Annotated in this window: 12 protein-coding genes and 6 tRNA genes; 9 read left to right on the top strand and 9 right to left on the bottom strand. The window is 72.7% G+C overall.

Features of this window, described 5'->3' with window-relative positions:
* On the top strand, positions 1–239 hold a 239-nt coding region (locus GPJ59_RS27445; RefSeq protein ID WP_374200918.1), incomplete at its 5' end, for an SCO7613 C-terminal domain-containing membrane protein.
* A gap of 199 nt (positions 240–438) precedes the next feature.
* Here the strand turns inward: GPJ59_RS27445 and GPJ59_RS27440 are convergent.
* Both GPJ59_RS27440 and GPJ59_RS27435 read right to left on the bottom strand, forming a co-directional pair.
* Positions 439–510 (bottom strand) — tRNA-Val (locus GPJ59_RS27440).
* A 45-nt stretch (positions 511–555) separates the two neighbouring features.
* Positions 556–1,080 carry a TIGR02611 family protein gene (locus GPJ59_RS27435; protein WP_219670381.1) on the bottom strand — a complete coding sequence of 175 codons (525 nt, stop codon included), beginning with the start codon at positions 1,078–1,080 and terminating at the stop codon, positions 556–558.
* Between the two features lie 188 nt (positions 1,081–1,268).
* Between GPJ59_RS27435 and GPJ59_RS27430 the strand changes: the two genes are divergently transcribed.
* Both GPJ59_RS27430 and GPJ59_RS27425 read left to right on the top strand, forming a co-directional pair.
* The gene (locus GPJ59_RS27430) at positions 1,269–1,682 is read left to right on the top strand and encodes an SsgA family sporulation/cell division regulator (protein WP_030011909.1); all 414 of its coding nucleotides are present in this window, start codon (positions 1,269–1,271) and stop codon (positions 1,680–1,682) included.
* Between the two features lie 236 nt (positions 1,683–1,918).
* Entirely contained in the window at positions 1,919–2,521 is a 603-nt protein-coding gene (locus GPJ59_RS27425) for a CGNR zinc finger domain-containing protein (RefSeq protein ID WP_219670380.1), read from the top strand.
* Between the two features lie 292 nt (positions 2,522–2,813).
* On the opposite strand, the gene GPJ59_RS27420 is transcribed toward GPJ59_RS27425, so the two are convergent.
* On the bottom strand, positions 2,814–3,272 hold the full coding sequence (locus tag GPJ59_RS27420) for a hypothetical protein (RefSeq protein ID WP_219670382.1): 459 nt from the start codon (positions 3,270–3,272) through the stop codon (positions 2,814–2,816).
* A 233-nt stretch (positions 3,273–3,505) separates the two neighbouring features.
* Complete coding sequence (locus GPJ59_RS27415) at positions 3,506–4,708, bottom strand: RNA-guided endonuclease InsQ/TnpB family protein (RefSeq protein ID WP_219670379.1); 1,203 nt, start codon at positions 4,706–4,708, stop codon at positions 3,506–3,508.
* Between the two features lie 171 nt (positions 4,709–4,879).
* On the opposite strand from GPJ59_RS27415, the gene GPJ59_RS27410 reads away from it, so the two are divergent.
* Entirely contained in the window at positions 4,880–5,401 is a 522-nt protein-coding gene (locus GPJ59_RS27410; RefSeq protein WP_219670378.1) for a DsbA family protein, read from the top strand.
* Between the two features lie 292 nt (positions 5,402–5,693).
* Here the strand turns inward: GPJ59_RS27410 and GPJ59_RS27405 are convergent, their stop codons facing one another.
* The 3 genes from GPJ59_RS27405 to GPJ59_RS27395 all read right to left on the bottom strand — a co-directional run bounded on the left by GPJ59_RS27405 (position 5,694) and on the right by GPJ59_RS27395 (position 8,598).
* The gene (locus GPJ59_RS27405) at positions 5,694–6,542 is read right to left on the bottom strand and encodes a GNAT family N-acetyltransferase (RefSeq protein WP_219670377.1); all 849 of its coding nucleotides are present in this window, start codon (positions 6,540–6,542) and stop codon (positions 5,694–5,696) included.
* Between the two features lie 149 nt (positions 6,543–6,691).
* Entirely contained in the window at positions 6,692–7,516 is an 825-nt protein-coding gene (locus tag GPJ59_RS27400; RefSeq protein ID WP_219670376.1) for an aminotransferase class IV, read from the bottom strand.
* Positions 7,513–8,598, bottom strand: coding sequence for a chorismate-binding protein (locus tag GPJ59_RS27395; protein WP_219670375.1), 1,086 nt, complete (start codon positions 8,596–8,598; stop codon positions 7,513–7,515). The genes GPJ59_RS27400 and GPJ59_RS27395 overlap by 4 nt, the downstream gene beginning before the upstream one ends.
* 180 nt (positions 8,599–8,778) lie before the next feature.
* Between GPJ59_RS27395 and GPJ59_RS27390 the strand changes: the two genes are divergently transcribed.
* From GPJ59_RS27390 to GPJ59_RS27370, 5 genes are all read left to right on the top strand, one after another.
* Positions 8,779–8,851 (top strand) — tRNA-Gly (locus GPJ59_RS27390).
* 39 nt (positions 8,852–8,890) lie between these two features.
* Positions 8,891–8,964 (top strand) — tRNA-Cys (locus GPJ59_RS27385).
* Between the two features lies 1 nt (position 8,965).
* Positions 8,966–9,037 (top strand) — tRNA-Val (locus tag GPJ59_RS27380).
* Positions 9,038–9,105: 68 nt separating this feature from the next.
* Positions 9,106–9,177, top strand: a tRNA-Val gene (locus tag GPJ59_RS27375).
* 59 nt (positions 9,178–9,236) lie between these two features.
* Positions 9,237–9,308 (top strand) — tRNA-Val (locus tag GPJ59_RS27370).
* Positions 9,309–9,405: 97 nt separating this feature from the next.
* Here GPJ59_RS27370 and GPJ59_RS27365 read toward each other — a convergent pair.
* Together GPJ59_RS27365 and GPJ59_RS27360 are read right to left on the bottom strand one after the other, a co-directional pair.
* Positions 9,406–9,705, bottom strand: coding sequence for a TFIIB-type zinc ribbon-containing protein (locus GPJ59_RS27365; RefSeq protein ID WP_219670374.1), 300 nt, complete (start codon positions 9,703–9,705; stop codon positions 9,406–9,408).
* 63 nt (positions 9,706–9,768) lie between these two features.
* On the bottom strand, positions 9,769–10,374 hold a 606-nt coding region (locus GPJ59_RS27360), incomplete at its 5' end, for a phosphotransferase (protein ID WP_219670373.1).

The following is a 10,374-nucleotide window of genomic DNA, read 5'->3' as shown; positions in this document are numbered from 1 at the left end:
CGGTGACCCTGGCGGGCGCGCGGTGGCGGCTGCAGGCTCCGCTGCTCCTGGGCGGCGGGGTGCTGGCCCTGGACGCGCTGCACGAGCTGGCGCCGTACGTCGTCCAGGTCGTGGACGCGCTGCCGCGGTGGCTGCCGCCGGCCCTGGCGGGGGTGCTGCTGCTGGCGGTCGGGGCGACGTACGAGCGGCGACTGCGGGACGCGCGCCGACTGCGGGACGCGCTGGGCCGGCTGCGCTGAGGGCTGGGCCGGCGGAACAGGGCCGGACAGGCCGCGGCTCCCCCACCCAGCAGTAGCTGGGGGAGCGTCGCGGACCCGGCCGTGATCCGCCGGACAGGCCCTGGGCTGAGCCGTCCGGGTGGAGTTGCGCCGGGCGGCCGTCCGGGGGAAACACCGAGGGCCCGGAGACTGTGTCGGTCTCCGGGCCCTCGGTCCGGGGTGGGCGATACTGGGTTCGAACCAGTGACCTCTTCGGTGTGAACGAAGCGCTCTCCCACTGAGCTAATCGCCCGGGCGCACCGCAAACATTACCGCATGTCAGCGGCGCTCCGGACCATCACTGGTCCTTGAGGTCCCAGGGCAGCACGAGCCCGTACTTCCAGAGGTAGAAGCCGATCAGCGCGCCGGCGATCACGAGGCCTGTGCTGGTCAGGATGATGTTGCGGCGGCGCACCTTGGGGTCCAGTGCCTTCTGCGCGGCCTCGGTCACCTTCCGCTTCGTCCAGTGCAGGACGACGTGGGCCCAGGCGAACTCGGTCGCCCAGATCGCCAGGCCGGCGAAGATCGCAACCCAGCCGGGGCCGGGCAGTACGAGCATGGCGACGCCCGCGCCGATCACGGCCAGGCCGACGACGAAGACGCCGACCTGCCAGCTCAGGTGCAGGGTGCGGCGGGCCTTGATGAAGGCGGGCGCGCGGGAGACGTGCTCCGTCGCGGCGGGTTCCCCGGCGGACCCGGCGGATTCCGCGACGGACCCGGCGGGCGGCGTGGTGGACTCTGCGGACGGTGCGGTGGACTCTGCGCTGATCGACTCTGCGGCCGGCTGCGGACGCCCGCCGGTCCGGTCACTCCCCGTATTCATGACAGCGAATCTACCGGGCCGGAAGCGGACCCGGAAGCTCCTGTGGTCGGACCTCCCGATCCTCCGTCCGAGGGACCCAGACGTCCGCAAAACGGTCAGAGGGGTTTACAACGGCACCGTAGGTGGCATGTCGATTTCGCCGACGTGCGAATCCCCGAGCGCACACTGAGCGAAAGGCCCTGGCGCTTATGAACACCACGGTCAGCTGCGAGCTGCACCTGCGCCTCGTTGTGTCGAGCGAGTCCTCACTGCCTGTTCCCGCGGGCCTGCGGTATGACACGGCCGATCCCTACGCCGTGCACGCCACCTTCCACACCGGCGCCGAAGAGACGGTCGAGTGGGTGTTCGCCCGCGACCTCCTCGCGGAGGGCCTCCACCGGCCCACCGGCACCGGAGACGTCCGCGTCTGGCCGTCCCGCAGTCACGGCCAGGGGGTCGTCTGCATCGCCCTCAGCTCTCCGGAAGGAGAAGCCCTGCTCGAAGCTCCGGCCCGAGCTCTGGAGTCGTTCCTGAAGCGCACCGATGCCGCGGTCCCGCCGGGCACCGAGCATCGGCACTTCGACCTCGACAAGGAGCTCTCGCACATCCTGGCCGAGAGCTGAGCGAGCCCGACAGAGGCGCTCGGCACCGTCCGACTCGGGGCGACGGTGCAGGGCGGACAACCTGATACGGCACACGCACCACCGGCGCTGTTCCCGCGCGAGCCACCCGCGGGGGCGGCGCTGCCGTGCTGCGCGCGACCGGGGCGGCTCCCACCTGCGGCGAGAGGCGACTATTGTCGGCCCCCAGCGGTGGCAGCGGCCCGTTGCCGCGCGCCCGGCCCCTGAGGGAGTTCACCGTGCAGATCCCCCACGACACCCGTGTCGCGCTCGACGTCGTCGTCGCGCTGGTGAACACCGCACCCGAGGGCGACCGGCCGGACACGCTGGCCGACGTCGGCGCACTGCGCACCTTCGTCCGCGAGCACTCGATCAGCGACGTCGGCGAGCTCGGCGCCCGCGACCTCTCCGGGGTGCGCACGGTCCGCTCCAAATTCGCACAGGTGTTCGCCGCCGCCCATCCGCGGGCCGCGGTCGGACTGATCAACGAGCTGGTGGCCACGGCCGGCACCACCCCGCAGCTGACCGACCACGACGGCTACGACTGGCACGTGCACTACTTCGCCCCGGGCGCCTCGGTCGGCGACCACCTGGCTGCCGACGGCGGCATGGCCCTCGCCTTCATCGTCGTCTCCGGCGAGCACGAGCGGCTGCGCCGCTGCGAGGCCCCCGACTGCGGGCGCGCCTTCGTGGACCTCTCGCGCAACAGGTCGCGGCGCTACTGCGACAGCCGTACCTGCGGGAACCGGCTGCACGTGGCGGCGTACCGGGCCCGACGCAAGTCAGAGCAGGGAGAGGTCGTGCACGGCGACGGACAGAAGCAGCACGCCGACCACCCCTAAGAAGATCATCAACGGCGGCTGGGAGAGCGCGAAGAGGCAGCCACGGGGCTCCTCTGCGGCGGGGGTGCGTGCGGCCGGGACGGATCCCGGGGGCTCACCCTGCGATGTGTCGAGCATGTCGGGCCGATCATGACGCAGCCGACCCACCTTCTCCCCTCAACACGCCACCGAGAGCGCCTGGTTCGCCAGATTCCACACTTCTTGATCGGCGTCGTTCCGAACCTGGGCACACGGACGATCACCTGCGATCGAGCTCCCGGTTTTCACCGAATGAAGTGCGGGCCGGCGATCGCTAGATCCCGTGCTTCTTCAGGATCGCCTCGATGTCGGAGAAGTCGTCGGCGGGCGGGGCGGCGTCCCGCCGGGACGCCGGCTTCGGGCCCGTCGCCGCGGTCCCGGCTCCGAGGGCGGGCGCGGAGGCGTCCGGCGCGACGGGCCTCCGGCGCCCTCCGCCGCGGGTCTCCCCCGCCGCGCCCGGTTCGACGGCGGCCCGCAGGCCGCGCCGCTCGACGACGCGGGTGACCAGGAGGAGCAGCCAGGCCAGGCCCAGCAGGCCGAAGCCGGCCCAGACGACCGGGTCGAAGACGATCTGGGAGACCCACTCGACCAGTCCGGTCATCACCAGCGCGACCGGCACCAGCGCGTACGCCGCGATGCGCGTGGCGGCGAGGAAGCGCTTGCGGTAGGCGGTGAGCGCGGCGATGCCCAGGCCGGCCGCGGACACCGCGGAGCAGATGGTCTCGGCGAGCATGGGTCCTCCAGCCATGGGCGATCCGTCCCCTCCATCGTGCACCGGAGGCGCCCGTACCGGCCACGGACCGGGGCCGGCCGGAGCGGATCTCCGGGGAATCTCGGGGTCGCGCCTCCTCCTGGGGGCCGGTGGGGCCGGTGGGGCCGGGGGCGCCCGCCGCGCCGCCGCCGCTCCGCGCGCGCGCTGGGAGACTGTCCCCTTGACTTCCTCCCCCTCCTGAAGGAGGGGGATTCCTACGGCTCGCGCCGTGGGGTTTCCTGCTTCACAGCCGGCTGCCCGCCCGGAGTTCTCCGTTGAGGTCTTACACCGGCTCCACAGGCCGACACCGCCAGTCCGGCGGCCAGCAGGTTCTTCGCGGCGTTCACGTCCCGGTCGTGGATCGTGCCGCAGTCGCACGTCCAGGTGCGGACGTGCAGGGGCATGCTCCGGGCGAGGGTGCCGCAGTTCGAGCACAGTCTGGAGGAGGGGAAGAAGCGGTCGACCGCGACGATGTCGCGTCCGTACCACTGGGCCTTGTACTCCAACATGCTGCGGAACTCCGCCCACGCGGCATCGCTGATGGCGCGGGCGAGCGCGTGGTTCTTGACCATGTTGCGGACGGTCAGGTCCTCGATCACGAGCGTTTGGTTTTCACGCACGAGACGAGTGGTCAGCTTGTGCAGGTGGTCACGTCTGCGGTCGGCGATCCGGGCATGGATCTTGGCGACCTTGTGCCGGGCCTTGGTCCGGTTCGCTCCGCCGCCCTTGGCCTTCTTCGCTAGACGGCGCTGGGCCAGGGCGAGCCGGGCACGGTCACGGCGTTCGTGCCGCGGGTTGGCGATCTTCTCCCCGGTCGACAGGGTCAGCAGATGGTCCAGGCCCACGTCGATACCCACGGCGGTGTCCGTCGTCGGCAGCGGCTCCACACCGGAGTCGTCACACAGCATCGAGACGAACCAGCGGCCCGCACTGTCCTGCGACACGGTCACCGTGGACGGCGACGCGCCTTCGGGAAGCGGCCGGGACCAAACGACGGCCAAGGGCTCTTGCATCTTGGCGAGGGTCAGGCGGCCGTCGCGGAAGCGGAACGCGCTGGTGGTGTATTCCGCAGAGCGGCGGGACTTCTTCCGGGACTTGAAGCGCGGGTACTGGGCCCGCTTACCGAAGAAGTTCGTGAACGCCACCTGCAGGTGCCGCAGCGTCTGCTGGAGCGGGACGGAGGACACCTCGGACAAGTAGGCGAGCTCCTCGGTCTTTTTCCACACCGTCAGCATGGCCGAGGTCTGGCTGTAGTTGACCCGCTCTCCCCGCACCCACGCCTGCGTACGGGCGGCCAGCGCCAGGTTGTAGACCTTGCGGACACATCCGAACGTGCGCGACAGCTCGGCCGCCTGCGCGTCAGTCGGATGGAAGCGGTACTTGAACGCCCGCTTCACACAAGTCGTGGTCACGCTCACAAACCAGCGTGGCTGCTTGTGAAGATCAACCAAGCCGGTCAGGGCACTACGGTCCGCCTAGCGGCGAATCGCAGCTCGTTGTCCTGTTCCACAGGGGTTTCGTTTCTCCCCCGCAAGCGGGAGGTACCCCCACCCCCGCCTAAAGTTGGTGGTATCCACGAAAGGACCCCGATGACCGATTCCCAGCCCGCCGGCTCCCCCTCCCCCGTCGTCCTCGACGTCTGGTGCGAGCTCCAGTGCCCCGACTGCCACACCGCCCTCGACGACGTACGCGCCCTGCGGGCTCGCTACGGCGACCGGCTGGACATCCGCCTGCGCCATTTCCCGCTGGAGAAGCATAAGTACGCGTTCGCCGCGGCGCAGGCCGCCGAGGAGGCCGTGGAGCAGGGCCGGGGCTGGCCGTACGCGGAGGCGCTGCTGGCCCGTACCGAGGAGCTCGGCCGCCGGGGCGAACCGCTGCTGGTCGAGGTGGCGCGGGAACTCGGCCTGGACGCCGAGGAGTTCGACACCGCACTGATCGACGGCCGGCACATCCTGATCGTGGACGCCGACCAGGCCGAGGGCAAGGCGATCGGTGTGACCGGCACCCCGACCTACGTGATCGGCGGCGAGCGGCTCGACGGCGGCAAGAGCCAGGAGGGCCTGCGGCAGCGCATCGAGGAGATCGCCGACCGCCTCCTCGCCGACGCCTGAGCGGCCCCGCTCGTCCCCGAGCCGCTCCTGTCCGAGTGGTTGACGCACCGACCGGCGCGCCGGGGACGGCCGAGCCCCTGCTGGTGTGCGCCGCTCCGGGGCCGGGTCCCCCGTGCGCCGCGAGGTACGACTCTGGTCGTACGCCGACGACACCATTGGATGGAGTGGCGGCTCCACCTCCGGGAGGGCGAGGACTCCGGACACCAGCGGATAGCTTGCTTCCGGTGGCCGTCCCCCGCACGGGGGTCGGGGGACGGCCGCCCGATCACCGCACGGGCCCCGGCCGGAGCCTTCAGAGCAGGATCTTGGTGAAGTTGACGGTCAGGGGCCGGTAGCCGAGGGAGTCGTAGAGGCGGACCGCCGGGGTGTTGGCGGAGAAGCGGTGCAGGCCGAGCGCGGTGGAGCCGTCGGCCAGGGCGGTGCGTTCGGCCTGGAGGAGCAGGCTGCGGCCGTGGCCCCGGCCGCGGTGGGCGGCGAACACCTCGACGTCGTAGACGTACCAGCCGTCGTGCCGGGACCGGGCGCCGCCGGGGGCGTGGTCCCCGGCCCACACGGTTCCCACGGGCTCCCCGTCGGCCTCCAGGATCGCGACGGACATGCCGGGGGTGTCGGGGCCGTCCGGCAGCAGGTCGGCGTGGTCGTCCCGGGAGTGCGCAGCGGCCGTGTCGGGGGCCATGCCGCGGTCGGCGCAGACGTCGGCGTACGCCGTGACGGCCCGGTCGAGCCAGGTCGCGTACTCGGGGGCGGTCAGGGCGCGGGCGCGGACGCCGTCGGGCAGGGCGGGCGGGGCCGCGGGCAGTGTCTTGCGCATCAGGCGGCCTTCCTCGGTGTAGCCGAGGGCGGTGGCCAGCCGCAGTCCGCCCGCCGCGTCGGCGGGGACGGAGATCCGCACCCGGTCGCAGCCCCAGCCCCGCAGCACCTCCTCGCCGGCCAGTACGGCGACGGTGGCCCGGCCGCGGCGGCGGTCGGGCTCCTCGACGTACAGCTCGCGCAGGACGCCGACGTGCGGCCCGTAGGGGGTGTCGGTGGCGATCACCAGCGCACCGACACGCCTGCTGTTGACACGGATCTCGTACGGGCGCGAACGCGCCCCCGCCGCGGTCTGCTGCAGCGGCCCGGACGGCCGCAGGGTGGTGGTCACCCTTGGTGTTCTACCCGCCCCGCGCGGCCGCCGTCAGCCCTTTTCCACCCCGGATCGGCCAAGGACCGGCCCCGGATCGGACATGGACCGGACCCTGGATCGGCCCCGGATCAACGTGCCCGGCCCCGGATCGGCCTGCCCGGCCCCGGTCAGGGGTCGAGGTCGTCGGCGGCGCGCTCGTCGAAGACGTGCATGGCCTCGGCGGTGACCGGGCCGGGCCGGCCGTCGCCGAGCTCGCGCTCGTCGAGGCGTACGACGGCCTGGACGTCGCGCAGGGAGGAGGTCAGGAAGATCTCCTCGGCCTGCCGCAGCGCCTCGAAGGGCAGGTCGGTCTCCTTGGCGCCGGTCCACTCCAGCACGAGGGCCCGGGTGATGCCCGCGAGGCAGCCGGAGGCGAGCGGCGGGGTGTGCAGTTCGCCGTCGAGGACGACGAAGACGTTGGAGCCGGTGCCCTCGCAGAGGCGGCCGACGGTGTTGGCCAGGAGGGCCTCGGAGGCTCCGGCGCGGGCGGCGGCGGCCAGGGCGACCACGTTCTCGGCGTAGGAGGTGGTCTTCAGGCCGGCGACGGCGCCGCGCTCGTTGCGGACCCAGTCGACGGTGACGGCGGCCGTGGTGTCGGGGCGGCGGGTGGCCTCGGTGACGGCGACGACGAGGGTGGGGGGTCCGTCGCCGCGGTCGGAGCCGAGCGGGGAAAGGCCGCCGGTGTAGGTGATGCGGAGCCGGCCGAGCGGCACCGGGTTCGCCGCGAGGACGGCGGCGCAGGCACGGCGGACCTCGTCGTGGTCGGGGTCGGGCAGGCCGAGGCCGCGGGCGGAGCGGGTCAGCCGGTCCAGGTGCCGGGTGAGTCCGAAGCAGCGCCCGTGCTCGGCCTTGAGCGTCTCGAAGACGCCGTCGCCCACCGTCAGCCCGTGGTCGAAGACGGACACCTTCGCGCTGTCGGCGTCCCGCAGTGCGCCGTCGAGCCAGATCGTCACCGTACGGTCCCTCCGCTCACCTGGTACGTGCCCGACGCTACCGCGAGGAGGCGGGCGGCCTTCAGCTCGGTCTCGGCCCATTCGCGTTCGGGGTCGGAGCCCCAGGTGATGCCGGCGCCGGTGCCGAAGAGCAGCCGGGGGCCGCCGGGGGCCTCGCGGTCGATCCAGAAGGTGCGGATGCCGACGGCGAGCTCGGCGGCGGCGCGGTCGGCGTCGACCCAGCCGATGCCGCCGCAGTACGGGCCGCGGGGGACGGTCTCCAGGGCGCGGATGATCCGCAGGGCGGAGGACTTGGGGGCGCCGGTGACGGAGCCGGGCGGGAAGGTGGCGGCCAGCAGCTCGGGCCAGCCGGCGTCCTCGGCGAGTTCGCCGCTGACGGTGGAGACGAGGTGGACGAGGCCGGGGTGCTCCTCGACGGCGCACAGCTCGGGGACGGTGACGGAGCCGGTGGCGCAGACGCGGCCGAGGTCGTTGCGGACCAGGTCCACGATCATGACGTTCTCGGCGTGGTCCTTCTCCAGCAGGTCCGCGGCGGTCCGGCCGGTGCCCTTGATGGGGCCGGACTCGACGTGGCGGCCGCGGCGGCGCAGGTAGAGCTCGGGGGAGGCGGTGGCTATCTCGACGCCGTGGGCCGGGAGCCGAATCGTTCCTGCGTAGGGGGCGGGGTTGCCGCGGGCGAGCAGCGCGGTCAGCGCGTCCACGTCGGCGCCCGTGGGGGTCCCCCCGGCGGAGCGAGGGGGAGGACCGGGCAGCGGCGCGGACATCACCCGGCACAGGTTGGCCTGGTAGACCTCGCCGGCCGCGATGTGTTCGCGGATCCGCCGTACGCCGGCCACGTAGCCGGCGCGGTCCAGGGAGGAGGTCCACGCGTCGGTGGCGGGGCCGCGCCAGGCGCCGGGGACGGGGGCGGGGACCGGGTCGGGGCGTACGTCCCCGAAGCGGGCGCAGATCAGACGGCCTTCGAAGTCCGCCGCCACGGCCCAGAAGCCGGTGGAGTCCAGGGCGGAGGCGTCGCTGGTGACGTCGCGCAGATCGGTGGCGAGGAGGCCGCCGAAGCGGGCCATGGGGGGCAGGTCGTGCACGGCTGTGAGTCTATGACCGGTGGCGGGAAGGCGCCGGTGAGGTGACCTGAGGGTGACCGCTGGTGATCGGGTGGCAGCACGCTGCGGAAACGCGTTTTTGAGCTGGCCCGGGAATCCGCTAGAGTTCAACACGTCGCCGGGGAGCGAAGGAAAAAACCCGGAAGCGAACATCGGCGACATGCGGACGTGGCTCAGTTGGTAGAGCATCACCTTGCCAAGGTGAGGGTCGCGAGTTCGAATCTCGTCGTCCGCTCGAAGTGGGGGATCTTCCCGAGACCCCCTGCTACTCCGGGGTGGAGTGGCCGAGAGGCGAGGCAACGGCCTGCAAAGCCGTCTACACGGGTTCAAATCCCGTCTCCACCTCCAAGGACGATTAGCTCAGCGGGAGAGCGCTTCCCTGACACGGAAGAGGTCACTGGTTCAATCCCAGTATCGTCCACGCAGAACATGCAACACGCAGTACAAGCAGTACACGCAGCACCCACGATCTCCGGGTCGTGGTCCCGAGGACGATTAGCTCAGCGGGAGAGCGCTTCCCTGACACGGAAGAGGTCACTGGTTCAATCCCAGTATCGTCCACGCAGAACATGCAACACGCAGTACACGCAGCACCCACGGCCTCCGGGTCGTGGTCCCGAGGACGATTAGCTCAGCGGGAGAGCGCTTCCCTGACACGGAAGAGGTCACTGGTTCAATCCCAGTATCGTCCACACTCCGGAAAGACCCGGCCGCTACCGAGTGGCCGGGTCTTTCGCATGTCCGGCCTCCCGCGAGGGAGGCCGGACCGGGCAGGCTACCGGACAGGCCTCAGGACGAGAACAGCAGTCGGCCGAAGCCCCGGTGGCCGTGGTGGTGGCCGTGGTGTCCGCCGTGGTGCGGGGCGCCCCAGGCGGGCGCCGGGGCGTGGGCGGCCGGGTAGGCCGGCGGGGCGGGCGGCGCCTGCGGCGGGACCGGGCCGTACTGGGCGCCGTACTGAGACTCCAGGCGGGTCAGGGCCTCCAGCTCGCCGTAGTCCAGGAAGATCCCCCGGCACCCGCTGCACTGCTCGATCTGGACGCCGTTGCGGTTGTACGTGTGCATCGCCGCGTGGCACTTCGGACACTGCATGATCGGCTCAACTCCTCGCCGTCGGACGTCGCCACCGTGGATGCCCGGCGGCGTGGGGTCACCCTACGCCGGGGGAACGGGGCCCAAGTCGGGCGGGAGGGCGACGATTCGGGCACAGGATTCGGCCATCGCCCGCTCCACGTCGTCGAGTCGGCGCCCGGCCCGCGCCGCCTTGGCGACGCCGAGGGCGGCCGTCTGCACGGTCAGGGCGCGCGCGGCCAGATCGAGCCGGGGCCAGGGGTCGCTGCCGGGCTCCCCCGCGGCGGGGCCGCCCGCCGCCCGGTAGGCGTCGAGGAAGCGCGTCCACACCTCGGGGGCCAGCAGCCCGGCCGCGTACCAGGCGGCGGGGCGGGCCAGGTCCCAGGCCGGGGTGCCGAGCCCGAGGTCGTCCACGTCGATGAGCCGCCAGGGCCCGGCCGGGGCCGGGTGCCGGACGAGCTGGCCGAGGTGCAGGTCCCCGTGGCACAGGGTGCTCGCGGCGGGGGCCGGCCCCCCGCCCCCCGCCCCCGCGGGGGGGCCCCCCGGGGGCCCCCCGGCACCCTCCGCCCCCCCGGTCCGGAGGCCCGACGGGCCCCCCCGCCCCCCCCCCCCCCCCCCCCCCCCCCGCGTCCCGGGCCCCCCCCCGGGCCCCCCCGCCCCCGGCCGTGTCTTTTTCCCCCCTCCGCCCCT

It is taken from the genome of Streptomyces bambusae, from assembly GCF_019400985.1.
Taxonomy (GTDB): domain Bacteria; phylum Actinomycetota; class Actinomycetes; order Streptomycetales; family Streptomycetaceae; genus Streptomyces; species Streptomyces bambusae_A.
This window is presented reverse-complemented; position numbering and strand designations above follow the sequence as displayed.